Origin of the sequence: Streptomyces sp. NPDC059895 (assembly GCF_042731035.1) — a bacterium.
In the GTDB taxonomy this organism is placed as follows: domain Bacteria; phylum Actinomycetota; class Actinomycetes; order Streptomycetales; family Streptomycetaceae; genus Streptomyces.
Genome location: NZ_JBHWKO010000019.1, coordinates 100998 through 125717, shown reverse-complemented (window position 1 = coordinate 125717; position 24720 = coordinate 100998). Strand labels below are relative to the sequence as shown.

At 73.5% G+C, this 24720-nt stretch carries 21 protein-coding genes and 2 pseudogenes; 13 read left to right on the top strand and 10 right to left on the bottom strand.

The features are described from left to right. The first annotated feature begins 155 nt into the window (after window positions 1-155). Together ACFV9M_RS22640 and dapD are read left to right on the top strand one after the other, a co-directional pair. Complete coding sequence (locus ACFV9M_RS22640; RefSeq protein WP_385079264.1) at window positions 156-476, top strand: DMT family transporter; 321 nt, start codon at window positions 156-158, stop codon at window positions 474-476. An 88-nt stretch (window positions 477-564) separates the two neighbouring features. Then, a complete protein-coding gene (gene dapD / locus ACFV9M_RS22635) occupies window positions 565-1554 on the top strand; it encodes a 2,3,4,5-tetrahydropyridine-2,6-dicarboxylate N-succinyltransferase (protein ID WP_385079262.1) in 990 nt (329 codons plus the stop codon). Window positions 1555-1623: 69 nt separating this feature from the next. On the opposite strand, the gene ACFV9M_RS22630 is transcribed toward dapD, so the two are convergent. Next, entirely contained in the window at window positions 1624-2130 is a 507-nt protein-coding gene (locus ACFV9M_RS22630; RefSeq protein ID WP_385079259.1) for a hypothetical protein, read from the bottom strand. Window positions 2131-2170: 40 nt separating this feature from the next. Further along, on the bottom strand, window positions 2171-3109 hold the full coding sequence (gene dapA / locus ACFV9M_RS22625) for a 4-hydroxy-tetrahydrodipicolinate synthase (protein ID WP_385079258.1): 939 nt from the start codon (window positions 3107-3109) through the stop codon (window positions 2171-2173). Window positions 3110-3286: 177 nt separating this feature from the next. Between dapA and ACFV9M_RS22620 the strand changes: the two genes are divergently transcribed. Further along, window positions 3287-3706 carry a phage holin family protein gene (locus ACFV9M_RS22620; RefSeq protein WP_385079255.1) on the top strand — a complete coding sequence of 140 codons (420 nt, stop codon included), beginning with the start codon at window positions 3287-3289 and terminating at the stop codon, window positions 3704-3706. Beyond that, complete coding sequence (locus ACFV9M_RS22615; RefSeq protein ID WP_385079252.1) at window positions 3703-4398, top strand: DUF3618 domain-containing protein; 696 nt, start codon at window positions 3703-3705, stop codon at window positions 4396-4398. Before ACFV9M_RS22620 ends, ACFV9M_RS22615 begins: the two co-directional genes overlap by 4 nt. 153 nt (window positions 4399-4551) lie before the next feature. Here ACFV9M_RS22615 and ACFV9M_RS22610 read toward each other — a convergent pair whose 3' ends face one another. After that, complete coding sequence (locus tag ACFV9M_RS22610; RefSeq protein ID WP_385079250.1) at window positions 4552-6375, bottom strand: endonuclease/exonuclease/phosphatase family protein; 1824 nt, start codon at window positions 6373-6375, stop codon at window positions 4552-4554. Between the two features lie 251 nt (window positions 6376-6626). Here ACFV9M_RS22610 and ACFV9M_RS22605 point away from each other — a divergent pair, with 251 nt between their 5' ends. Beyond that, window positions 6627-8054 carry a hypothetical protein gene (locus ACFV9M_RS22605; RefSeq protein WP_385079247.1) on the top strand — a complete coding sequence of 476 codons (1428 nt, stop codon included), beginning with the start codon at window positions 6627-6629 and terminating at the stop codon, window positions 8052-8054. Between the two features lie 160 nt (window positions 8055-8214). Further along, a complete protein-coding gene (locus ACFV9M_RS22600) occupies window positions 8215-9672 on the top strand; it encodes an alkaline phosphatase PhoX (RefSeq protein ID WP_385079245.1) in 1458 nt (485 codons plus the stop codon). 63 nt (window positions 9673-9735) lie between these two features. Here the strand turns inward: ACFV9M_RS22600 and ACFV9M_RS22595 are convergent, their stop codons facing one another. The 7 genes from ACFV9M_RS22595 to ACFV9M_RS22565 all read right to left on the bottom strand — a co-directional run bounded on the left by ACFV9M_RS22595 (window position 9736) and on the right by ACFV9M_RS22565 (window position 17530). Beyond that, the gene (locus tag ACFV9M_RS22595; protein WP_385102510.1) at window positions 9736-10935 is read right to left on the bottom strand and encodes a TerD family protein; all 1200 of its coding nucleotides are present in this window, start codon (window positions 10933-10935) and stop codon (window positions 9736-9738) included. A 175-nt stretch (window positions 10936-11110) separates the two neighbouring features. Then, a complete protein-coding gene (locus ACFV9M_RS22590) occupies window positions 11111-12100 on the bottom strand; it encodes a zinc-dependent alcohol dehydrogenase family protein (RefSeq protein WP_385068300.1) in 990 nt (329 codons plus the stop codon). Beyond that, window positions 12097-12939, bottom strand: a complete 843-nt coding sequence (locus tag ACFV9M_RS22585; RefSeq protein WP_385068301.1) for a carbohydrate ABC transporter permease — start codon at window positions 12937-12939, stop codon at window positions 12097-12099. Before ACFV9M_RS22585 ends, ACFV9M_RS22590 begins: the two co-directional genes overlap by 4 nt. Continuing rightward, a complete protein-coding gene (locus tag ACFV9M_RS22580) occupies window positions 12936-13874 on the bottom strand; it encodes a carbohydrate ABC transporter permease (RefSeq protein WP_385068303.1) in 939 nt (312 codons plus the stop codon). Before ACFV9M_RS22580 ends, ACFV9M_RS22585 begins: the two co-directional genes overlap by 4 nt. After that, entirely contained in the window at window positions 13871-15244 is a 1374-nt protein-coding gene (locus ACFV9M_RS22575) for an ABC transporter substrate-binding protein (protein ID WP_385068305.1), read from the bottom strand. Before ACFV9M_RS22575 ends, ACFV9M_RS22580 begins: the two co-directional genes overlap by 4 nt. A gap of 148 nt (window positions 15245-15392) precedes the next feature. Beyond that, window positions 15393-16163: a DeoR/GlpR family DNA-binding transcription regulator gene (locus ACFV9M_RS22570; RefSeq protein ID WP_385068306.1), complete on the bottom strand. Its 771-nt coding sequence runs from the start codon at window positions 16161-16163 to the stop codon at window positions 15393-15395. Window positions 16164-16720: 557 nt separating this feature from the next. Then, on the bottom strand, window positions 16721-17530 hold the full coding sequence (locus tag ACFV9M_RS22565; RefSeq protein ID WP_385068307.1) for an NAD-dependent epimerase/dehydratase family protein: 810 nt from the start codon (window positions 17528-17530) through the stop codon (window positions 16721-16723). Window positions 17531-17781: 251 nt separating this feature from the next. Here ACFV9M_RS22565 and ACFV9M_RS22560 point away from each other — a divergent pair, with 251 nt between their 5' ends. The 7 genes and pseudogenes from ACFV9M_RS22560 to araD all read left to right on the top strand — a co-directional run bounded on the left by ACFV9M_RS22560 (window position 17782) and on the right by araD (window position 24501). Beyond that, a complete protein-coding gene (locus ACFV9M_RS22560) occupies window positions 17782-18732 on the top strand; it encodes a 5-dehydro-4-deoxyglucarate dehydratase (RefSeq protein ID WP_385068308.1) in 951 nt (316 codons plus the stop codon). Further along, window positions 18733-19935 carry a hypothetical protein gene (locus ACFV9M_RS22555; protein WP_385068310.1) on the top strand — a complete coding sequence of 401 codons (1203 nt, stop codon included), beginning with the start codon at window positions 18733-18735 and terminating at the stop codon, window positions 19933-19935. Window positions 19936-20423: 488 nt separating this feature from the next. Next, window positions 20424-20660: pseudogene (locus ACFV9M_RS22550) on the top strand (maleylpyruvate isomerase N-terminal domain-containing protein); the annotation flags it as partial. Next, window positions 20636-21022: pseudogene (locus tag ACFV9M_RS22545) on the top strand (MBL fold metallo-hydrolase); the annotation flags it as partial. The pseudogenes ACFV9M_RS22550 and ACFV9M_RS22545, both read left to right, overlap by 25 nt. A 169-nt stretch (window positions 21023-21191) precedes the next feature. Next, entirely contained in the window at window positions 21192-21860 is a 669-nt protein-coding gene (locus tag ACFV9M_RS22540) for a GntR family transcriptional regulator (protein WP_385068312.1), read from the top strand. Beyond that, on the top strand, window positions 21857-22768 hold the full coding sequence (locus ACFV9M_RS22535; RefSeq protein ID WP_385068314.1) for a dihydrodipicolinate synthase family protein: 912 nt from the start codon (window positions 21857-21859) through the stop codon (window positions 22766-22768). Before ACFV9M_RS22540 ends, ACFV9M_RS22535 begins: the two co-directional genes overlap by 4 nt. Continuing rightward, window positions 22765-24501 (top strand): L-arabinonate dehydratase, encoded by a 1737-nt coding sequence (gene araD, locus ACFV9M_RS22530; protein ID WP_385068315.1) that lies wholly within the window; start codon window positions 22765-22767, stop codon window positions 24499-24501. Before ACFV9M_RS22535 ends, araD begins: the two co-directional genes overlap by 4 nt. Window positions 24502-24720 lie beyond the last annotated feature (219 nt).

The window sequence follows — 24720 nt, the reverse complement described above, 5'->3', positions numbered from 1 at the left end:
AAAGATCCCGGACGCGGGTCGCGCGCCGCCCGGGGGGCGGGGATACACCGTCGGGGGCCGCCCGACTGTGGTCGCGGGGGCGCGGGGCCCCCCGGTCGGGGGGCCGCCGCTGCCGGCTGTCCGGGGCGCGCGCCGCGTTCAGTACGCTCCCGCGCATGGGATACGTGACGCTCGCCGGAGCCATCGCCGCCGAGGTGGCGGCGACGACCGCCATGAAGTACAGCCAGGGCTTCACCCGCCTGTGGCCCTCCCTGGTGACGGCCCTCGGCTACGTCGTCTCCTTCTCCCTGCTCTCCCAGACCCTGAAGACCGTCGGCATCGGCACGGCGTACGCCATATGGTCCGGCGTCGGCACCGCGGCGATCGCCGTCCTCGGGCTGCTGCTCTTCGGCGAGGCGCTCACCCTCACCAAGGTCGCCGGAATCCTGCTGATCGTCGCGGGAGTGGTGGTGCTGAACGCCGGCGGCGCCCACTGAGGCCGGGCCACCGGGCCCTCCCGCCCGCCACCTGAGACGCCGCCCGGCTGGTTGGCCTCCACGGCCTCCCGCCGGTTAGGTTTCCCTCATGACCGACACGACTGCTCCTCGCACCACCGGCGCCGCGGCCGCCGGCCTCGCCACCATCGCCGCCGACGGCACGGTTCTCGACACCTGGTTCCCCGCGCCCGAGCTCGTCACCGAGCCCGGCCCGTCCGGCACCGAGCGCCTGTCCGCCGACAGGGCCGTGGAGCTGCTCGGTGAAGGCGCGGCCAAGGCGATCGGCCCGGACGCCCGCCGGGGCGTCGAGGTGGTCGCGGTCCGCACGGTCATCGCCTCGCTCGACGACAAGCCGATCGACACGCACGACACCTACCTGCGTCTGCACCTGCTCTCCCACCGCCTGGTCGAGCCGCACGGCCAGAGCCTGGACGGCATCTTCGGCCTGCTCGCCAACGTCGCCTGGACCTCCCTCGGCCCGGTCGCGGTCGACGACCTGGAGAAGGTCCGCCTGAACGCGCGCGCCGAGGGCCTGCACCTCCAGGTGACGTCGGTCGACAAGTTCCCGCGCATGACGGACTACGTGGCGCCCAAGGGCGTCCGTATCGCCGACGCCGACCGTGTCCGCCTCGGCGCGCACCTCGCCGAGGGCACGACCGTCATGCACGAGGGCTTCGTGAACTTCAACGCCGGCACCCTCGGCACGTCGATGGTCGAGGGCCGTATCTCCGCCGGTGTCGTGGTCGGCGACGGCTCGGACATCGGCGGCGGCGCCTCCACCATGGGCACCCTGTCGGGCGGCGGCAACGTCCGGATCACCATCGGCGAGCGCTGCCTCGTCGGCGCCGAGGCGGGCGTCGGCATCGCCCTGGGTGACGAGTGCGTGGTCGAGGCCGGCCTGTACGTCACCGCGGGCACCCGCGTGACGATGCCCGACGGCCAGATCGTCAAGGCCCGCGAACTCTCCGGCGCCTCCCACATCCTCTTCCGCCGCAACTCGGTCACCGGCACGGTCGAGGCCCGCCCGAACAACGCGGTGTGGGGCGGACTGAACGAGGTCCTGCACAGCCACAACTGATCCGCACCGCCCGGCCGAAGCGCCCTCCCGCCCGTCGGGAGGGCGCTTCGTCGTGCGGTCAGGGCGCGGTCAGGGCGCGGTCAGGCCCGCGGCGAACCGGCCCAGCGCCTCGAAGTCCTCCGCCCGCAGCCCGACCCGGGGATCCACGAGGTGCAGCAGAGCCGGCGCGGGGTGGTGGCGGGCGACGTACGCCGCGTCGGCGGCCGACTGCTCGTCGTCCACCCAGGCGAAGGGGCGCCCCGCGGCGTGGGCGACGAGCGCCTCCGTCTTCCAGTGCACTCCGTCGGGCCGCTCGGCGAACAGTCCGCGCCCGAAGTCGACGTACGGCAGTTCGGGCAGGCCGACGACCGGGGCGATCCAGCGGTTGGCCTCGCCCATCCACGTGGTCGCCCAGCACAGCTCGTAGGGCAGCTCCAGCAGGGCGGCCCCGTGCCCCGGGTGGAGCCACACCCGCAGGGGGCGGCCGGGCCGCACGGTCGCCCTGATCGTCGTGTAGCCCTGCGGCCGGCGCTCCGGCTGGGCCGCGTACGGGTTGAGGGGACCGTCGACGTCGAGGTAGAGCAACGGCCGGCGCATGAGGCCACCGTAGGCCGAAACGGCGCGGCGGCGCTCGGACTTATGCGGTGGGCTCGGTCGTGAACCGTTCGTAGGCCTCCCGCAGCGTGTCGAGCGCATCCGGGCCGGCGTCGCGCAGGGGTGCCCGGACCGGGCCGGCCGGCAGGCCGAGCAGGTTCAGGAGGGCCTTGGCGGTGACCGTCCCGGGCAGGCCCGCGGCCATCATCGGCTCGATGAGCGCGAGGGCCCGCCGCTGGAGCCGGGCGGCCCGCAGGGTGTCGCCGGCGTCGAACGCGTCGAGGACGGCGCGGAGCCGGGCCGGCGCGACGTTGGCGACGGTGCTGATGTACCCGGCGGCGCCCACCGCGTACAGCGCGAGGATCTGTTCGTCGCAGCCGGCGTAGTAGGCCAACCCGGTGCGGGCCAGGACCTTCTGGGTGCCGAGGAGGTCGTAGGAGCAGTCCTTGACGGCGACGATCCGGGGGTGCTCGGACAGCCGGATCACCGTCTCCGGCTCGATGCGGGTGCCGGTCCGCCCGGGGATGTCGTACAGCACCACGGGCAGCCCGCAGCCGTCCGCCACCTCCCGGAAGTGCGCCTCCAGGGCGTCCTGCGGGGGCCGGCTGTAGTACGGGCTGACCACCAGCACCCCGTCGGCGCCGGCCTTCTCGGCGGCGAGGGCGAGGCCGGCGGTGTGGCGGGTGTCGGCGGTGCCCACGCCCGCCACCAGGGGCACACGGTCGCCGACGGCCGCTCGTACGGCCCGCACCAGGTCCGCCTTCTCGGCGTCCGTGGTGGTCGGCGACTCACCCGTCGTGCCGGACAGGACCAGTCCGTCGCACCCGGCCGCCAGCAGCCGGTCCGCGAGCCGCTGGGCGCCGTCGAGGTCGAGGGCTCCCGTCGGGGTGAAGGGCGTGACCATCGCGCAGAGGGCGCGGCCGAAGGGAGGGGCGGGGGTGGAGGCGGTGGCAGCGGGCGGGGCGGGATGCGGGTGCGTCATGGGGGTAGTCTCGGCGCGGCGATGGTGTAGCTCTACTTAAATTACCTACGAGGTATTCATAAGCGGTACTACGGAGTGGGGTGAGTGGGGAGGGTGCGGCGGGGCGGGGCGTCGCAGGGGTAGCGGCGGACTGCCGGGGTACCCGGGTGTCTCCGAACCGAGAGGAGGCGGAACACCGTGACCGGGACCATGGACACCCGGCCCGTCCACGACGGGCACCACACGGTCGGCGAACTCGTCGGCCAGGCCACCGAGCAGCTCTCCCGGCTCGTACGGCAGGAGATCGCCCTCGCCAAGGAGGAACTGACCGAGAAGGGCCGTCGCGCCGGCCGCGGCGGCGGTCTGCTGGGGGCGGCGGGCGCGTTCGCCTACGCCGGTCTGCTCGCCCTCGCGGGCACGGGCGTCGCCGCCCTCTCGCTGGCGCTGCCCGTCTGGGCCGCGGCGCTCATCGTCACGGCGGTGCTGTTCGTGATCGCCGCCGTCCTGGCCGCGACCGGCCGCGGCCAACTGCGCCGGGCCACGCCCCCCACTCCCGAGGAGGCTCTCGGCAGCGTCAGGGCCGATGTCGAGGAGATCAGGGAAAGGGCGCACCGATGACGGACAGGACAGGGGCGGACGGTACGGCGACCGGCGCGGACGGCGCCGCGGAGCTGCGCCGGCAGATAGCGCAGACCAGGAGCCAACTCGGGCACACCGTGGAGGAACTGGCGGCGAAGACGGACATCCGCGGCCGGGCCCGGGCCCGGGCGGCCGATCTGCGCGACCGGGCCGGCGCCATGACGGTCCAGCTCCGCAGCACGGCGGCCCAGGCGGGCCATGCCGTCCAGGACAGGGCGAAGGGAACCGGCCACGCCCTCCAGGGGAAGGCGAAGGGGACCGGTCACGCCCTCCAGGACAGGGCGAAGGACGCGGGGCACACCGTCCAGGACAGGGCGCGGGAGAAGAGTCACGCCCTTCAGGACAGGGCGCGGGAGTCCGGTCACGCTCTTCAGGACAGGGCGCTGGAGTCCGGTCACGCCCTTCAGGACAGGGCGCTGGAGTCCAGCCATGCCCTTCAGGACAGGGCGCGGGAGTCCGGTCACGCTCTCCAGGACAGGGCGCGGGAGTCCGGTCACGCCCTTCAGGTCAGGACCGCGCACGCCGGACAGACCGTGGAGCAGCGCGTTCCCGAGCGGCTGCGCCCACCGGTGCGGTTCGTGGCGCGGCACCCGGGGCCGGTCGTGCTCGTGGCGGCGGGCGCGGCCCTCGTCGCGGCCGGCGTGCTGGCGGGGCGCAGGGCCCGGCACTGACAGGCCGTCACCGGCCCGCCCCCGGACGCCGTCGAGCGCCGTAGGGGCGGCACGCGGGCCCGGCACCCGTGGGGCGGGTGCCGGGTCCTCGTCCGCGGCGGGGCCGGGCCGGACACCCGTCCGGCCCGGCCCCGCGCGCTCACTGCTGCCCGGTCACGGCCTGAAGCGCAGCACCTGCGGGTCGTGGTCGCTGATCTGGTCGTTGAACTCGGCGTTGATGTGCACGCTGTCGTACGCGAAGGAGCCGCGCCGGATCGACGGGCTGACCAGGATCTGGTCGAGGACCTGGCTGTTGCCCTGGTAGACGTACGAGTACCGCTCGCTCCTCGGCAGGGACTTGACCGCCGACCACAGCGCGCCGTCGTCCTCCAGGATCCGGGTCGTGCCGGAGAACTCGAAGTCGTTGATGTCGCCGAGGGCGATGACGTCCGCGTTCTTCTGGACGTCGAGGACGTCCTTGACGAACGCGTTGACGAGTGCCGCCTGCTGGTGGCGCTGGGTCTCGGAGCTGCGCACCACCGGCTGGTACTGCGCGGTCAGACCCTGGTCGCCGCCCTTGGAGTTGAAGTGGTTGGCGATCACGAAGACCGTCCGGCCGCGGAAGACGAACTCGCCGACCAGCGGCTTGCGGCTGGAGTCCCAGGCGGTGTCCGCCGGGGCGATGCGGCCGGGGGAGACCGTCAGCGCGGCCTTGCCCCGCTCCTCGGTGACGCCGACGGCGGTCGCGGCGTCGCCGCCCGCACGGTCGGTGAAGGAGACCCGCTCCGGGTCGAACAGGAACACCTGGCGGATGTTGCCGCCCGGCTCGCCGCCGTCGGTGCCGTCCGTCGGGTCGACCGAGCGCCAGTCGTACCTCGGGCCGCCCGCCGCGACGATCGCGTCGATCAGCTTGCCCACCGTCAGGTCGGCGGCGACCGTGCCGTCGTCCGTGGCGCCGTTGTTGTCCTGGATCTCCTCCAGGGACACGATGTCGGGCGACTTCAGGTTGTTCACGATCGCGGAGGCGTGCTCCTCGAACGTCGCGTCGGACGGGTCGAGGTTCTCGACGTTGTACGTCGCGACCGAGAGCTCGCCGCTCTTCTGCTCGGCGGTCGTCTCGCGCTCCGGACCGGTGCTGTCCAGCGTGCCGATCCGGTTGGCGACGAGGGTGTAGCCGCCGTACTGGTTGTAGTCCAGCGGGCCGGCGGTGGCGCCGGTGAGGGTGTCGCCGACGTTCGCCACCGGGAAGTCGGCGACCGCGCCGAGCGACTGGATCTGCAGCCGGCCGGTGTTCTGGGAGTCGTAGGAGCCGTAGACCGTGCCGCCGCGGCGGGTGCGGTTCTCGCCCGGCTTCACCGTGACCCACAGCTCCGTGTACGGGTCGGTGGCGCCGACCACGCGGACGTCGGCGACCTGGACGTTCATGCCCTCCAGGGACTCGTAGTAGTCCAGGGCGTACGTGTCGGGCCGCAGGGTGAGGCCGTTGACGGAGTTGTTCGCGGCCGGGTCGCCCGCCGGGGCGTACGCCGCCGGGACGGACTTCGCGTTCACGACGGTCGCGGCGGGGACCGCGTTGCCGCTGGAGACGACGGTGACGGTCGGTCGGACGATCTCCGTCAGCGCCTGGTTGCCGGAGGAGGTGCCGCCCGGCACGTACTCCGAGACCGTGCCGGTGACGGTGACCGCGTCGCCGACGGCGACCTTCGGGGTCGAGCTGGTGAAGACGAAGACGCCCTCACTGGTGGCCGGGTCGGCGTCCGGGTCCGGGTCCTGGATCCAGAAGCCTCTGGAGGAGCCGTAGGTGCGCACGCCGGTGACGATTCCGGTCACGTCCGTGACCTGTCGGCCGGCGAACGGCGAGACGCGGGTGGTGCCCTGGATGTCGTGGATGCGCGCCGAGTCGGCGTGCGCGGGCGCGGCGATGACGACGGTGGACGCCGCGGAGCACACGGCGGCGACGGTGAGCGCGGCGAGCCGCGCGGAAGACCTGCTAGGCAACGGGTTCCCTCCGGGGACGTACAAGAGCGCCGGGACGAGGGTGAGGCGTGGGGCGCGGCGACGCGCGGAGACAAACAGTGAACACCTGTCCCCCCAACTTCTACGCGCGTCAATCTCCTGCCTGGCAAGGCCGGTTGTCAAGGTTTCGGCCATGTACGGAGGCTGACCGGGAGATGAACCGGGCGGCATGGGTTCATATCCGTCTAGGCTGAGCGGTCGAGTGGTACGACCCGTCCGAGGAGAACCAGCCGATGTCAGACAGCTCCCCCCTGCCGCCCGTGCGGCTGCACCCCGAAGCGGAGCTGGCGCGCGACGCGCTGTCGACCCCGTTGCTCTCCCGGGCCGCCCGCCTCGCCCGCTGGGCCGGCCCCGACACCCGCGTCGACGCCGGGGGCGGACTCGTCGACGAGCAGTTGCCGGCCGCCGCCGAGATGCTCGGGCTGACCGGCGACGACGCCGCCGCGTACGCGAGCGAGGCCTGGCGGATCGCCGTGGACGCCGGGCTCGTCGAGGTCGCCGACGAGGAGGCCGGCACCGTCACCGCCGGCGCGGACCTGGACCTGCTGACCGGCGGCTCCCCGCACGACGTGCTCGCCGTCTGGCTCGGCGCCCTGGAGTCGGTGCTCGCCGACGCCACCGTGCCCGACCTCGACGACCTGATCGAGGCCATGGACGAGGGCGGCGAGGTCGACTTCTCCCGGCTCGACTGGGACCCCGAGGCCGAGGCCGCGTTCCTCGACGGCGTCCTCGGCAACCTCTACCTGCTCACCGTCGGCGAGGACGGCCCCGGCGACGGCCCCGTGCCGCTGCCCGCGCTCGCCGCCTCCATGCTCGTCCCCGGCGACATGGGCGAACCCACCAACGACGTGCTGGAACAGGTCTCCGACGCGATGATGCGCCTCGACGACCAGTTCCGGCTGCTGGAGCCGATCGGCCTGGTCGCCTACCAGCCCGTCGACGAGGCCCTGATGGGCGACCCCGACGAGGAGCCCGCCGCCCCGGTCGACGAGACCGACGTCTCCCGCTACGGCATGGTCCGCCTCACCCCGCTCGGCCTCTACGGTCTGCGCGCCCGGCTCCAGGAGGCCGGCTTCCACGCGCCCGCCGTCGGCGACCTCGCCGACAAGGGGGCCGACGTCCTGCTCGACGGCAGCGCCGGCTACGGGCCGCGCGCCGCGCGCGCCGAGACCGAGCAGTGGCTGCACCTGCGGGAACCCGTCGACGCCGCCCGGGAGCTGCTGGCCGCCGCCCGCGGCTCGGACGAGGGCGCGCCGCTGCGCCGGCTGCGCTGCCAGCAGGCCCTCTCCCTCGTCGGCGGCCAGGCCGAACCCGCGGTGCGCGAGGTGCTCGACGACCCCGAACTGGGCGGCCTCGCCCGGGTCTGGCTGAGCGAGCTGGGCGCCACCGACGTACCGCCCCCGTCCGAGGCGATGGTCTTCTGGCTCACCATCGACACCGTGGCCGCCCAACTGGCCGCCGAGGGCAACTCGGAGGAGCTCCAGGGTCTCGTCGAGGGGCTCGCGCAGCAGCACGGCGGCTTCTTCGCGGCGGCCTGGCGGGTGGACCACCCGGCCACCGCCGACGTCCTGGAGGCGATGGGGCGGCTGCACCCGGACAAGCGGATCGCCAAGGAGGCGCGGAAGGCCGCGTTCAAGGCGCGCTCGCAGCAGGGCGGATGACAGCCTCCTGCCGGTGAGGGAGGGGGCGGTGGCGCGGGTTCACGCAACCGGGCCGGCGGTGGCGGTCCGCTGTTCAACCCACGTTCACACCTGGGCGGGACGGTGGCGCCGACCCGAGGACCGCCGGCCCCACGGCATCCCGACCGTCTCAGGAGACACCATGTCGCTCACCCGCAGGGACTTCGCCAGGACATCAGCGGTCACCGGGGCGGGGGTCGCGCTGGCGGGCACCGTCGGCGCCCTCGCCAGCGCGCCGGGCGCCCTCGCGTCGACGGACACGGACACGGACAGCGCGGACGGGACGGCGGCGGCCGGGCACGGCGGGGTCGGCTACGGGCCGCTGCTCCCCGACCCGGACGGCATCCTCGCGCTGCCCGCCGGCTTCACCTACCGCGTCATCACCCACAGCGGGCAGACCCGGCTGGAGTCGGGCGAGTTCACGCCCTCCAACCACGACGGGACGGCCACCTTCGACGGGCCGCGCGGCACCACCCTCCTCGTCAACAACCACGAGCTGAAGGGCCCGCGCGCCGGCTGGACCCACCCCGTGCCGCTCACCGACGGCCTGGTCTACGACCCGGCCGCGGCCGGCGGCTGCACGGTCGTCGAGGTGCGCCCCGACGGACAGGTCGCCGAGTGGGTCGGCATCGCCGGCACCTCCACCAACTGCGCGGGCGGCCGCACCTCCTGGGACACCTGGCTGACCTGCGAGGAGAACTCCGACCGGGCCGGTACCAACGGCATGACCAAGGACCACGGCTACGTCTTCGAGGTCGACCCCACCGACCGCCGCGCCAACCAGGACCCCAAGCCGCTGAAGTTCTTCGGCCGCTACGACCACGAGGCCGTCGTCATCGACCCCAAGCGCGGCCACGCCTACCTCACCGAGGACGCCTCCGGCCCCAACGGCCTGCTCTTCCGCTGGACCCCGCCGAAGGGCTTCGAGCACGGCCGCGGCAGGTTCCGCACCCTCGCCGACGACGCCGGCGTCCTCCAGGCCCCCCGGTGCTTCGACTCCGGCGGCACGTTCGTCGACGACCTGTCCCGGGCCACGAAGACCGGCACGGTGTACGGCGTCGACTGGGTCGACGTCCCCGACCGCGACGCCACGACCGTCGCCGTGCGCAAGCAGTTCGCCGACGGGGAGATCACCCGCGCCCGCAAGCTGGAGGGCATGTGGTGGGCCGACGGCGGCGCCTACGTCGTCTCCTCCTACGCCCGCTCGGAGAGCCCCGGCACCCCGCACGACGGCCAGGTCTGGTTCTACGACCCCCGGCGCCGCACCCTCACCCTGAAGGTCCTCCTCGGCGTCAACCCCGACCCGTCGGCCGACGGCGCCTTCGACGGCCCCGACAACATCACCGTCTCCCCCTACGGCGGCCTCGTCATCGCCGAGGACGGCGAGGGCGTCCAGCACCTCTTCGGCGCCACCGACAGCGGCCGCACATACCCCATCGCCCGCAACGAACTGAACATCGGCACCGAGGACGAGCCGGAGTACAGCGAGTTCACCGGTGTGACCTTCTCGCCCGACGGCCGGACCCTGTACGCCAACATCCAGGAGCCCGGCATCATGCTGGCGATCACGGGGCCGTGGAAGCGGCAGAAGCGCGGCTGACCCGGCCAGGGCCTGCCGCCCCTGGGGCGGTGGGTGCCGCGGAGGCGCCCACCGCCCGTGGCCTCACAGGGCCTGGGCGGCCGGCTTCACCATGTTCCGGACCGTCCGGGCCTTCACGAAATCGCCCAGGGCCGTCATCTCCCACTCGCCGGAGAACTGGCGGATCAGCTTCGCCATCATCACGCCCGTCTGCGGCTCGGCGCCGGTGAGGTCGAAGCGGACCAGTTCGTCACCGGTCGCGGCGTCCACGAGACGGCAGTAGGCCTTGGCGACCTCGGTGAACTTCTGGCCGGTGAACGAGTTGACGGTGAAGACCAGGCCCGTGACCTCCTGCGGGAGACGGCCGAGGTCGACGGTGATCACCTCGTCGTCGCCGCCGCCCTCGCCGGTGAGGTTGTCACCGGAGTGCTTGATCGCGCCGTTCACGATGGCCAGCTTGCCGAAGTAGCAGCTGTCGATGTGGTTGCGCTGGGGACCGTAGGCGATGACCGAGGCGTCCAGGTCGATGTCCCGGCCGCGGAAGGCCGGCTCCCAGCCGAGGCCCATCCTGACCTGCGAGAGCAGCGGGCGGCCGCCCTTCACCAGGGAGACCGTCTGGTTCTTCTGGAGGCTGACGCGGCCCTTGTCGAGGTTGATCTTCCCGGCGCCGGGGGCGGGCGGGGCCGGGGTAGCGGCCGGCGCGGCCGGCGCGACCGGGGCGGAGGCCGCGGGCGCCGGCGGCGGCGCGGCGGGCATCGGCGGGGCGGCCGGCGGCACCGGGACCGGCGCGGGCTCCTCCACCGTGACGCCGAAGTCGGTGGCGATGCCGGCCAGGCCGTCGGCGTAGCCCTGGCCGACCGCGCGGGCCTTCCAGGCGCCGTTGCGCTGGTAGATCTCCACGATGACGAGCGCCGTCTCGGTGCCGAGCCGCGGAGGTGTGAACGTGGCCAGGACGCTGTTGTCGTCCGCGTTGCGGAGGGTGGCCGTCGGTTCGACGCCCTGGAACGTCTGGCCCGCGGCGTCCGGGCTCGCGGTGACGACGATCTTCTCGATGCCCGGGGGGAGGGCGGAGGTGTCGACGGTGATCGCGTCGGGGGCGGCGCCGCCGCCCGAGCGGTACGCCACGCCCGGCCCGCTCGGCTGGTTGTAGAAGATGAAGTCGTCGTCGGAGCGCACCTTGCCGTCGGCGGTGAGCAGCAGGCCCGAAACGTCGAGCCGCACCGGGGCGGCGACGTCCACCGTCACTCGGACGGCGGGGAGCGGGATGTTCGAGCCGGGGGTCATAGCTGTCATGCCGGATGAACGAGCGAGGCCGTTTTGCCGTTCCCTTACTCTCCCCGTTCGGCGGGACTGGACTCTCCCCGTTCGGCATGACCGGACTCTCCCCGTTCGGCGGGCCTGGCTCCCCGTTCGGCGGGCCGGGCGGGGGCTCCGCGGTCCGGAGCCCCGGCCGGGTTCCTCACGGCACCACCACGATCTTGCGTCCCACCCCCGCCGCGAACTGCTCCAGCGCCTCCGGGTACCGCTCCAGGGGCAGGCGGTCGCTGATGAGGACCTCCGGGTCCAGCACGCCGCCCGCGAACAGTTCCGCCGCGCGTTCGAAGCTGTGCAGGACGGCCATCGAACCGGTGATGGTGATCTCCTGGTTGTAGATCCGGTACGGGTCGATCGTGACGCGCGTCGCGTAGTCCGCCACCCCGAACTGGAGGAACGTCCCGGCCTTGGCCACCCTGCCCAGGCCGTCCTGGATCGCCGCCGCGTTGCCCGTCGCGTCGACCACCACGTCCCAGCCCCGCGGCCGCTCCAGCTCGTCGGCGTTCGCCGCCGACCCCGAGACGCCCAGCCGGCGCGCCGTCTCCAGCCGCGCCGGGTTCACGTCCACCACGTCGACGCTCGCCGCGCCGGTCCGCTTGGCGAGCTCCAGCATCATCAGGCCCATCGTCCCGGAGCCGTAGATCAGGACGTGGGCGCCGAGGCGCGAGCGCAGGACGTCGTAGCCGCGCACCGCGCACGACAGCGGCTCCACCAGGGCCGCGTCCTGGGTGCGCACGTGCTCCGGCAGCCTCACGCAGTTCGCCACCGGTGCCACCGCGTACTGGGCGGCGCCTCCGGCGGTCGTCACGCCGATCGCCGCCCACCGCTCGCAGAGGTTGTTGTGACCGGTACGGCAGTAGCGGCACTCGTGGCAGTACAGCGACGGGTCCACGGCGACGCGGTCGCCGACCGACACCTCCGTGACCTGTGTGCCGACCCCGACGACCTCGCCCGCGAACTCGTGCCCCGGCACGATCGGCAGCTTCGGCGCGAACTCGCCCTGGAGGATGTGCAGGTCCGTGCCGCACAGGCCGCAGGCGGCGACCTCGACGACGACCTCGCGCGGCCCGGGCGTCGGGTCCGGGACCTCGGCGACGACGGCCCGGCCCACGGACTCGATGACGGCGGCCTTCATTTCACGGCTCCCAACGACAGGCCCTGGACCAGTTTGTCCTGGGCGGCGAACCCCGCGGCGAGCACCGGCAGGGAGACGACGAGCGACGCGGCGCACACCTTGGCCAGGAACAGGCCCTGGCTGGTGATGAAACCGGTCAGGAAGACGGGGGCGGTCCCGGCGACCACGCCGGTCAGCACCCGGGCGAACAGCAGCTCGTTCCAGCTGAAGATGAAGCAGATCAGCGCTGTCGCGGCGATGCCCGGCAGGGCGATCGGGGCGACCACGCGCGCGAGGACGGTCGGCAGGCGCGCGCCGTCCACCCGGGCCGCCTCGATGACCGCCACCGGGACCTCGGCGAGGAAGGACTGCATCATCCACACCGCGATCGGCAGGTTCATGGAGGTGTAGAGGACGACCAGCAGCCAGATGTTGTCGAGCAGGCCCGCGTTCTTCGCGAACAGGTAGACCGGCAGCAGGCCCGCCACGGCCGGCAGCATCTTCGTCGACAGGAAGAAGAACAGCACGTCCGTCCACTTGCGCACCGGGCGGATCGACAGCGCGTACGCGGCGGGCAGCGCCAGCAGCAGGACCAGCAGCGTCGAGGCGACCGACGCCACCGTCGAGTTGACCAGCGCCGGCCAGGGGCTCGCCCCGCCGCCCGCGCCGAAGAACTCGCGGTAGCCGTCCAGCGTCAGCGCCGCGGCGAAGGAGGGCGGGTTGGTCGCCGCGTCCGTCTCCGAGTGCAGGGACGTCAGCGCCATCCACGCGATGGGCAGGAAGAACACGATCCCCGCCAGCCAGGCGACCAGGCCCAGGCCGGCGGCCTTGCGGCGGACGCGTGCGGTGGTTGCGCTCATGGACGGGACCCCTCCTCGCGGAACAGGGACGAGACGACCCGCAGGGCGAAGGTCGCGATGACGATCGAGCCGATGACGACCAGGACGCCCGCGGCGGAGGCGAGGCCGTTCTCGTGGGCCTGGTAGAAGGTCTGGTAGACGGTGTAGGGCAGGTTCGCCGTGCCCAGGCCGCCGGAGGTGAGGGTGAAGACGGCGTCGAAGTTCTGGACGATGTGGATCGAGCCGAGGAGGGCGCCGAGTTCCAGGTAGCGGCGCAGGTGCGGGAGCGTCAGATGGCGGAAGATCTGCCAGTCGCTCGCGCCGTCCACCCGGGCGGCCTCGATCTGCTGCTGGTCCCGGCTCTGCAGGCCGGCCAGCAGGATGAGCATCATGAACGGCGTCCACTGCCACACCAGCGAGGCCTCCACCGCGAGCAGCGGAGTCGAGGAGATCCAGTCGGGCTGCGGGCCGCCGACGTAGTGCAGCAGGCCGTTGAGCAGGCCGTACTCGGGGTTGTACAGCACGTGCTTCCACAGCAGGGCCGCCGCCACCGGGACCACGAGGAACGGGGCGATCAGGAGCGTGCGGACCACGCCCCTGCCCCGGAACCTGCGGTCCAGCAGGAGGGCGAGGAGAAGGCCGAGGACGAGACTGGCCAGGACCACCGCCACCGTGAGGAGCACGGTCGTCCACACCGAGTGCCGCAGGTCGGCGTCGGTGAGGACCTGGTGGTAGTTGTCGAGGCCGGTGAAGCGGCGGGCGTCGGGGTAGAGGGCGTTCCAGTCGAAGAAGGAGATCACCAGCGTGGCCACGAACGGCAGCTGGGTCACGGCGATCATGAAGATCAGGGCGGGCAGCAGGGGGGCGCGGGTGGCCCAGGCGCGCAGCCGGGCGGAGGGCTGCCGTGCGGCGGGCGGCGCGGTGGTGGCCGCGGGGGCCGTCGTGGTGGCGGTCATCGTCCCTCGTACTCCTCGGAGATCCGCTCGGCGAGCTGCTGGGCCTTCTTCAGGGCCGACTCGACGGACTGGCGTCCGGCGATCGCCGCGCTGATCTCCTGGGAGACCTTGGTGCCGAGGTCGGTGAACTCCGGGATGCCGACGAACTGGATGCCGGGCGCGGGCCGCGGCTGGACGCCGGGGTCGTTCGGCCGGGCCGCCTCGATGGCCGCCCGGGTCATCTCCTGGAAGGCGGCGGCCTCCGCGGCGTAGGCGGCGTTCTCGTACGTCGACGCGCGTTTGCCCGCCGGGACGTTCGCCCAGCCGATCTCCTCGCCGACGAGTTCCTCGTACTCCTTGCTCGACGCCCAGGAGACGAACCGCCAGGCCTTGTCGGCGTTGCGGGTGGCCTTCTGGATGCCCCAGGCCCAGGTGTAGAGCCAGCCGGAGGAGTCGGTCTTCTCCACGGGTGCGGGGACGTAGCCCACCTCGCCCTTGACCGGGGAATCGGCCGCTTCCAGGGAGCCGGCGGCGGAGGTGGCGTCGTACCACATGGCGACCTTGCCCTGGGTCATGTTGTTCAGGCACTCGGCGAAGCCGGACTGGGCGGCGCCTGACTCGCCGTGTTCGCGGACGAGGCCGACGTAGAACTCCGTCGCCTTCTCGAACTCGGGGGAGTCCAGCCGGGCCTTCCAGTCCTTGTCGAACCAGGTGCCGCCGAAGGTGTTCACGACGGTCGTGAGCGGGGCCATGACCTCGCCCCAGCCGGGCAGGCCGCGCAGGCAGATGCCCTTCATGCCGGGTTCGGCGCCGTCCACCTTCGCCGCGAGGTCGGCGACCTGGGTCCAGGTGGGGTGGGCGGGCATGGTCAGCCCCTGCTCGGCGAACACGTCCTTGCGGTACATCAGGAAGGACGACTCGCCGTAGAAGGGCTGGCCGTAGAGCTTGCCGTCGTCGCCGGTGAGGGACTCTCGCATCGGCTCCAGGACGTCCTGCTCGTCGTAGGCCGGGTCCTCGCCGGCGTAGGAGTCCATCTCGTGCAGCCAGCCGTTGCGGGCGTAGATGGGGATCTCGTAGTTGGAGAGGGTGGCCACGTCGTACTGGCCCGCCTGGTTGGCGAAGTCCTGACTGATCTTGTCGCGGACGTCGTTCTCGGGCAGCACGGTGAAGTTGACCTTGATGCCGGTCTGCCGGGTGAAGTGGGCGGCGGTGAGTTTCTGCAGCTCGGTCATCTGGGGGTTGTTGACCATCAGGACGTTGATCGAGTCGCCGCCCGATCCGGCTCCGCCCGCACCGGCCCAGCAGCCGGAGAGCAGCGGGGCGAGCAGCGTCCCTGCGACGGCCAGGGCGAGCGGGGCTCGCGGTGGCCGTCGTCGGCTCTGGGTTCGCATGGATCGCTCCTGCAGGTAGGGGACGTGGGGTGATGAAAGGGGAGATATGGGGTGCGGCTGGGGAGGGGGTGCCCGGGACGGACGGGAGCGGGGCCGTCGGGCGGGGCCGTTGGGTGGGGCTGGTGGGTGGGGCCGGTGGGCGGGGGCCTCAGACCCTGATGACCTGGGGTCCCAGCAGCGAGTAGCGGTGGGCCTCGGGCGCCGGCAGCAGGGTGCTCGTCACGATCGCCTCCAAGGTGGCGACCTCGGCGAACCGGCAGAAGCTGACGGCGCCGAACTTGGTGTGCACGCCCGCGAACACCGTGCGGCGCGCCGCCCGCACGGCCTGTGCCTTGACCTCGCCGACGGCCGGGTCGGGCGTGGTCAGCCCGTGGCCGCGGCTGATGCCGTTGGCGCCGATGTACGCGAGGTCGACGACGAAGCCGGCCAGCATCTTCGTCGTCCAGTGGTCGACGGTCGCCAGGGTGCCGGCCCGGACCCGGCCGCCGAGCAGCAGGACGGAGACGTTGCCGGCCCCGGCGAGGGCTCCGGCGACCGGCAGGGACGCGGTGACCACCGTGAGCGGCCGGTCCCGGGGCAGCGCCTCGGCGATGAGCTGCGGGGTGAAGCCCTCGTCGACGAAGACCGTCTCGGCGTCCCCGAGGAGTCCGGCCGCGGCGGCGGCGATCCGGCGCTTCTCGGGCACGTGGCTGGTGGCGCGGAAGGCGAGGGTCGTCTCGAAGCCGGCGCTCTCCACGGGATAGGCGCCGCCGTGCGTGCGGCGCACCAGGCCGTGGTCCTCCAGGGCGCGCAGATCCCGCCGTACGGTCTCCTTGGCCACGCCCAGCCGGGCGGCGAGCGCGGTGACGTCGACCGATCCGGTGGCGCGCGCGACCCGTACGATCTCCCGCTGGCGCTCCTCCGCCGTCCTCGCGGTCATCCCGACACCTCGCTCCCCCTGCCCGTTCGGGCCCGGTGCGGCCCATGGGGGAAGTTGTACAGCGGGGTCGCGGCACTGACCAGGTCTGTCGCGGGCCCGATGCCGCCCGTTCGTGCCCGTTCCGCGTGGGCCGTGCCCGCCGCGGACCTGCGCGGCCGCGGCGCGGGGCGTGGGACCGGGCGGCGCGGATGCCCGAACGCGGCGGGGGGGGGGGGCCGTTGGGGGCCCCCCCCCCGCCCGGGAGGAGGGGTGGGGGCGGGGGGGGCGGGGCGGGGGGGGCGGGCCCCCCGGCGGACCGGCGGGCCCGCGGCGCGGGGGGGGGGCCGGGGGGCGGCGGAGGCCCGCCCGCGGGGGCGGGCGGCCCCGTGGGGTGCCCGCCCGCCGCCGCGAACGACGGTTTTCCGCCGTGCGTGCCGTGCCGGTGGCGCCGTTCCGGAGGTGTCGGTGCCTGCCGGTGGCGCCGTCGCGGCGGTGTTCCGGCGGCGGCCCGGGGGTGTCCTGGGTGCCCTGGGTGCCCTGGGGGTGCCCTGGGGGTGTCCTGGGGGTGTCCTGGGGTGTCAGTACGGCCAGATCGGCGGGTCGTTGACGAAGTGACCGCCCAGGTAGGCGTGCGCGATGTTGTCCGGGTCCAGTTCACCCTGCTCGGCGATGAGCTTCTCGGCGTAGGGCTCGGAGTCGTCCTGCGGCTCGTAGCCGAGGGCCCGCGCGCTGGTGAGGTCCCACCACAGGCGGGTGTTGGCGGAGGAGCCGTGGACGACGGTGTGGCCGACGTTCTCGGCGGTCAGCGCCGCGTGGAACAGGCGGGCGCCGTCGGCCGGGCTCATCCACACCGACAGCATGCGCACGCTGGTCGGCTCGGGGAAGCAGGAGCCGATGCGCACCGACACGGTCTCCAGGCCGTGCTTGTCCCAGTAGAACTGGGCGAGGTCCTCGCCGAAGGACTTGGACAGGCCGTAGAAGGTGTCCGGGCGGCGCGGGGTGCTGATCGGGATCAGCGGGTCGTCGCCTTGAGGGCGGGGGGTGAAGCCGACCGCGTGGTTGGAGGAGGCGAAGACGATCCGGCCGACGCCCTCCTCGCGGGCGGCCTCGTACACGTTGTACGTCCCCTCGATGTTCGCCCTGAGGATCTTCTCGAAGGGGGCTTCCAGGGAGATGCCCGCGAGGTGCATGATCGCGTCGACACCCCGTACGGCCTCCCGGACGGCGTCCTTGTCGGCGAGGTCCGCGACGACGGCGTCCGGTTCGCCCTCGACGGGGCGCAGGTCGAGCAGGCGCAGCTCGTAGCCGTAGTCGGGCAGCAGGTCCCGCATCAGGGTGCCGAGGCCGCCTGCGGCGCCGGTGAGCAGGACGGTGCGCGGAGCGGGCATCCTCGGGTCTCCTTGGATCGGCGGGGCGGCGGACGAGCGGCCCGGCGGCCGTATGCATGGACCTTATTCACATTCGTGGACACGGTAAGGATCTCGCGCGCGCTCCGTCAAGTGGGGTGCGGGGGTGCGAACTTCGCCCCTCGCGTGGCGCGCGGGCGCTTGACCGGGCCGGAAACGGCTCCTTAGGGTGACCGTGTTCAGAAATGTGGACACCAGTCATAAGAATGCACGCGTCGTCCTAGGGAGAGCCCGTGACGCCAGCCCCGCTCGCCGCACGCCTGCGCGTCCCCAGCGGACCGCTGTTCTTCCCCGTCACCGCCTTCGGCCCCGACGGCTCCGTCGACCTCGACGCCTACCGGGCGCACGTCCGCGCCGGCGTGGAGGCCGGCGCGGCCGCCGTCTTCGCGTGCTGCGGCACCGGGGAGTTCCACGCCCTCTCGCCGGAGGAGTTCGAGCGGTGCGTGCGGGCGGCCGTGGCGGAGACCGGCGGCCGGGTGCCGGTCGTCGCGGGCGCCGGCTACGGAACCGCCCTCGCGGTGCGGTACGCGCGGCTCGCGCACGACGCCGGCGCGGACGGGCTGCTCGCGATGCCGCCGTACCTCGTCGTCGCCGGCCAGGAGGGACTGCTGCGCCACTACCGGGAGATCGCGGCCGCCACCCCCCTGCCGGTGATCGTCTACCAGCGGGACAACGCGGTCTTCACCCCGGAGACCGTCGTCGGGCTGGCCCGCACCGAGGGCGTCGTCGGGCTGAAGGACGGGCTCGGCGACCTGGACCTCATGCAGCGCATCGTCAGCGCCGTCCGCACCGAGGTCCCCGGCGACTTCCTCTACTTCAACGGACTGCCGACCGCCGAACAGACCCAGCTCGCCTACCAAGCGATCGGCGTCACGCTCTACTCGTCCGCCGTCTTCTGCTTCGCCCCCGAGATCGCCCTCGCCTTCCACCGGGCGCTCACCACCGGCGACCGGGCCACCGCGCACCGCCTGCTGGACGGCTTCTACCGGCCGTTCGTCGAACTGCGCGCCCGCGGCCGCGGCTACGCCGTCTCCCTCGTCAAGGCCGGCGTCCGGCTGCGCGGCCTCGACGTCGGCGAAGTACGCCCCCCGCTGCACGAGCCCGGCGAGGATCATCTCAAGCAGCTCGCTCAGGTGATCGAGCGCGGATACGCCCTGCTCGCGCGGGACACTACGGAGGACTGAGTGAAGGCGTCGACATTCGTCTACCCCTGGGACGTCAACGGGGACCCCGGGGCACCGGACCGCATCGCCGCGCTCGGCGTGGACCAGGTGACGCTCGCCGCCGCCTACCACTCCACCCGCGCCCTCACCCCCCGCCACCCCCGCCACCGCGTCGTCACCGCCGAGTACGCGGCCGTGCTGTACCCCGGCGACCCCGGCCGCTGGACCGGCCGCGCGCTGCGCCCGTACCCGGCCGGCGACTGGGCCCCCGGCGACGCCTACGGGGAGGCCGCCGACGCGCTCGCGCGGGCCGGTCTGGAGGTGCACAGCTGGGTCGTCCTCGCGCACAACTCCCGCCTGGGCGCCGAGCATCCGGACACCTCGGTCGTCAACGCCTACGGCGACCGCTACCCGTGGGCCCCCTGCATCGCGCAGCCCGCCACGCGCGCGTACCTCGTCGACCTGGCCGCCGAGGCCGCGGTGCGGCCCGGCGCGGCCGGTACCGAGCTGGAGTCCCTCGGCTGGTACGGCTTCCAGCACCTGCACGCCCACGACAAGACCGGCGGGGTCGGACTCGGGGACGCCGCGCACTACCTGATGGCGCTCTGCTTCTGCCCGGCCTGCCGGGAGGGCTACGGCGCGCAGGGCCTGGACGCGGACGAACTGGCGGCGGCCGTACGGTCCGCGCTGGAGCCGCTGTGGCGGGGGGCGCCCGACGGCGGGGGCACCGCCCGGCCGGGCGAAGCCGGGACCGGGGGAGGATGGGCGGACGTCGAGAAGCTCCTCGGGCAGGGGACGGCGGCGGCCACGCGCGCGTGGCGCGACGACACCGCCCGCACCCTCCAGGAGACCGCGGTCGCCGCCGTCCGCGCGGCGGCCCCGGAGGGCTTCCAGGTCCTCCTGCACGCCGACCCGGTGGCCTACCACGTCGGCGCCAACGCGGGCGTCGACCCGGCGCACATCCTGTCCGTCGCGGACGGCGTGGTCGTGCCCTGCGCGGGCGGCCCCGGCCTGCTCGCGCCCTTCGCCGAGCAGGGCCGCGAGGGCGCCGTGATCGCCGCCAACCTCACCGTCGTCTCCGGCATGGGCGGCAGCCCCGGCACGCTCGCGGCCGACGCGGCCCGCGCGCGGGAGCTGGGCGCCACGGAGATCCGGCTGTATCACGCCGGGTTGGCGTCGGACGGCGACCTGGAGGCCGTCCGCCGGGGGCTCGGCGCGCTCTGAGCCGGCACCGCCCGCAGCGCCACCGCCGTGCCGGTGAGCGCGGTGCCGGCCGCCGCGAACCGCCACTCGCCCCGCCGGCACAGGGCGGGCCCGCAGGCCGCCCCGACCGTGACGGATCCGGCGCCCCGGACGGTGTTAGAGCACCCCGGTGCACGCGGGGGAGGGAGCGGCCGAGGCCCTCGACGCGGTGTGGGTCAGCGCGTCGTTGATCAGGTGGTGCCCCGGGTGGGGGGTGGTACCCCACTTCGCCGGCTCCGGCGACGACGGGCCTGCCCGGGTCGCGCGCTCCGCGCCCCGGTGATCGCCGTGCGGTGCCCGGGCGGGGGACGGAGACCGCGGAGGTGTTGCGCGTGGCACGGGTGGCACCCGGCGCGATGAGTTCGCGTGGCGCGGGTGGCACCCGGCGCGATGAGTTCGCGTGGCGCGGCCGGTCCACCCTCTCGGGGGGCACCACCGCTCTCGGGGGCACACCACCAGGAGGCGCAGCCATGACCACCGACACACCGACCACCCTCGACCTCGGACCGCAGGCCCGGATCGTGGCCCGCCTCGCGGCGGGCGTGCCGGAGGACCGGCTCGCGGACCGGACACCCTGCCCCGACCACACGGTCCGCAACCTGCTCGGGCATCTGACCGGTCTGGCCGTCGCCTTCCGCGACGCCGGCCGCAAGGAACTGGGCCCGACGACGGACACCAGCCCGACGGCCATGCCGTCCGGCACTGGAACCTCCGGCTCACCTCGCGCGCGGTGGCGCACGACACCGAGGCGTACGGGCTGCGCGCCGAGTGCCAGGGCAGCGTCCTCGCCTACTCGGGGGACAGCGGGCCGTGCGCCGCGCTCACCGAACTCGCCTCGGGCGCCGACCTGTTCCTGTGCGAGGCGGACATCGACCGGCATGGCGAAGGCGAACAGGTCCATCTGACGCCGGAGGACGCCGGGGCCGCCGCCCGGAAGGCCGGGGTGCGGGAGCTGGCCGTCACCCATGTCGGGCCCACGCTGACCAGGGAGTCCGCGACCGCGCGGGCCGGTGCCGCGTTCGGCGGCCCGACCAGGGCGGCGGTCGAGGGTGCCACCTTCTCCCTCTGACGCCCGCCCGGCCCCCATCCGGCGCAACCGTAACTTCCTCTGTCAGAAGCATTGACGAAACACAGGGCCCCTCCTAGTTTCAACGCGTCGTACTTCGTACGTCATATATGAGACGTGATACGCGAGATCAGATACGCGACATCAGATACGCGACATCCGAGAGGCGCGCATGACCTCTGTGCCCACGCCGATCCCGTCCCGCACGCAGTACGTGCTGGAGGAGATCAAACGCCGCATCCTCACCGGGCAGCTGACGCCCGGCCAGGCGCTGGTCGAGACCGAGCTCGCCGCACGGTTCGGGGTGTCGAAGACCCCCGTGCGCGAGGCGCTCAAGACGCTCGCCGGCACCGGGCTGGTCGTGATGAGCCAGTACAAGGGCGTCACGGTGCGCATGGTGGACGCGGACATGGCGCGCGAGGTCTACGACGTGCGGCTGCTCCTGGAACCCGAGGCGCTCCGGCGCGCGGTGCGGCGCGGTGCCTCCCTGGACGCCGCGCGCGACGCGCTGACCAGGGCCGACCAGGCCACCGACACCGCCGAACGGTCCCTGGCCAACCGGGAGTTCCACCGCGCCCTCTACCTGCCGTGCGGCAACCCGCTGCTCGGCCGGCTGCTCGACGAGGTCCGCGACCAGGCGGCCCTGGTCTCCGCCGTCGCCTGGGCGGCCTCCCCCTCCTGGGAGCGGGAGGCCGGCGAGCACCGCGGCATCCTGCGGCTCGCCCTGGACGGCGACGCCGACGGCGCGGCGCGCGCCCTGCACGCCCACATCGCGTCGTTCGTACAGCGAGCGTTCCCCGAGGCCCAGGCAGCGGCCCAGGCAGAGGAAGGTCAGGAATGAGCAGCGTGGCGTTCGAGACCCAACGTGCGGCCCTGGCCGATGTGGTGGCCATCCCGGTGACCCCGTTCGCCGAGGACGGCTCCGTCGACCGGGACGTCCACCGGGCCCTGCTGCGCCGGCTGCTCGACGGCGGGGTCACCACCCTCACGCCCAACGGCAACACCGGCGAGTTCTACGCCCTCACCCCCGAGGAGCGCCGCACGGTCACCGAGCTGACCGTGGACGAGGCCGGCGACCGGGCCGTGGTCCTGGTGGGGGTCGGCCACGACGTGCCCACCGCCGTCGCCTCCGCCCGGCACGCCCGCGAGCTGGGCGCCCAGATGGTGATGGTCCACCAGCCCGTCCACCCCTACGTCTCGCAGAGCGGCTGGGTCGACTACCACCGCGCCGTCGCCGAGGCCGTGCCCGAACTGGGCGTGGTCCCCTACGTCCGCAACGCGCAGCTCGCCGGCGTCCGCCTCGCCGAACTCGCCGACGCCTGCCCGAACGTGATCGGCGTGAAGTACGCCGTGCCGGACGCCGCCCGCTTCGCCGCCTTCGCCCGCGACGCCGGGCTGGAACGGTTCGTCTGGGTCGCGGGCCTCGCCGAGCCGTACGCCCCCTCCTACTTCTCCGCGGGTGCCACCGGCTTCACCTCCGGCCTGGTGAACGTCGCCCCGGCCGTTTCGCTGAACATGATCGAAGCGCTTCGATCCGGCGACTACCCGGCCGCCATGAAGGTCTGGGAGCAGATCCGCCGCTTCGAGGAACTGCGCGCCGCCAACGGCTCCGCCAACAACGTCACCGTCGTCAAGGAGGCCCTCGCCTCCCTCGGGCTGTGCCGCCGCGAGGTCCGCCCGCCGAGCCGGCCGCTGCCGGAGGGCGAGCGGGCCGAGGTCGCCGCCATCGCCGCCGGGTGGTCCATATGACCGAGCCGCCGCGCAAACGCCCCGAAGAGCTCCGCAGCCACCAGTGGTACGGCACCGAGGGACTGCGTTCCTTCAGCCACCGGGCCCGCACCCGCCAGCTCGGCTACCTGCCCGAGGAGCACCTCGGCAAGCCCGTCATCGCGATCCTCAACACCTGGTCCGACATCAACCCCTGCCACGTCCACCTGCGCGACCGGGCCCAGGCCGTGAAGCGGGGGGTGTGGCAGGCGGGCGGCTTCCCGCTGGAGTTCCCGGTCTCCACCCTGAGCGAGACCTTCCAGAAGCCGACCCCGATGCTCTACCGCAACCTGCTCGCGATGGAGACCGAGGAACTGCTGCGGTCGTACCCGGTCGACGGGGCGGTCCTGATGGGCGGCTGCGACAAGACGACCCCCGCCCTGCTCATGGGGGCGGCGAGCGCCGACCTGCCGGCCGTCTTCGTGCCGGCCGGGCCCATGCTGCCGGGCCACTGGCGCAACGAGGTCCTCGGCTCCGGCACCGACATGTGGAAGTACTGGGACGACAAGCGGGCCGGTCTCATCGGCGACTGCGAGATGGCCGAGCTGGAGAACGGCCTCGCCCGCTCGCCCGGCCACTGCATGACGATGGGGACGGCGTCCACGCTCACGGCCGCCGCGGAAGTCCTCGGCGTGACGGTCCCGGGGGCGTCCAGCATCCCGGCCGTCGACTCCGGGCACGACCGGATGGCCGCCCGGGCCGGTCTGACCGCCGTCGAACTGGTCCACCGGGACCGGAAGCCGAGCGACCTCCTCACCCGGGACGCCTTCGAGGACGCCGTCACCACCGTGCTCGGCCTCGGCGGCTCCACCAACGCGGTGATCCACCTGATCGCCATGGCGGGCCGGGCCGGCGTCGAGCTCACCCTCGACGACTTCGACCGCATCGCCCGCACCGTCCCCGTCCTCGCCAACGTCCGCCCCGGCGGCCGGACGTACCTCATGGAGGACTTCCACTTCGCCGGAGGCCTGCCCGGCTTCCTCTCCCGGATCCCGGACCTGCTCCACCTCGACCGGCCGACGGTCGCCCACGACACCCTGCGCGAGCAGCTCGCCGGCGCGCGGGTGCACCACGACGACGTCATCCGGCCCCGGCACAACCCGGTCGCGGACGAGGGCGGGGTGGCCGTGCTGCGCGGCAACCTCTGCCCGGGCGGCGCGGTCATCAAGCACATCGCCGCCGAGCCGCACCTGCTCAAGCACACCGGCCCCGCGGTCGTCTTCGACGACTACCGGACCATGCAGCGCACCATCAACGACCCGTCGCTCGGCATCACCGCGGACAGCGTCCTGGTGCTGCGCAACGCCGGTCCCAAGGGCGGCCCGGGCATGCCCGAGTACGGCATGCTCCCGATCCCCGACCACCTGCTCAAGCAGGGCGTGCGGGACATGGTCCGCATCTCCGACGCCCGTATGAGCGGCACCAGCTACGGCGCGTGCGTGCTGCACGTGGCGCCCGAGTCGTACGTCGGCGGGCCCCTCGCCCTCGTCCGCACCGGGGACCCGGTCACCCTCGACGTCGAGGCCCGTCTGCTCCAGCTGAACGTCGACGACGAGGAGCTGGAGCGGCGCCGGGCGCAGTGGACGCCGCCGCCCACCCGCTACGAGCGCGGCTACGGCGCGCTCTACAACGAACAGATCACCCAGGCCGACACCGGCTGCGACTTCGCCTTCCTGGCCCGTCCCGGCACGGTGCAGGACCCGTACGCCGGCTGAGCCGGAGCAGCACCACCGCGCACACCCCTGCATACGGAGAAAGCGCTTCCTGCGCATGTGCGGCGCGAAAGCACGCCTGCAAGCCCGCACCAGAGCACGCCCGCAAGCCCGCGCAAGAGCCCGCCTGCAAGCCCGCACCAGAGCACGCCCGCAAGCCCGCGCAAGAGCCCGCCTGCAAGCCCGCACCAGAGCACGCCCGCAAGCCCGCACACATGCACA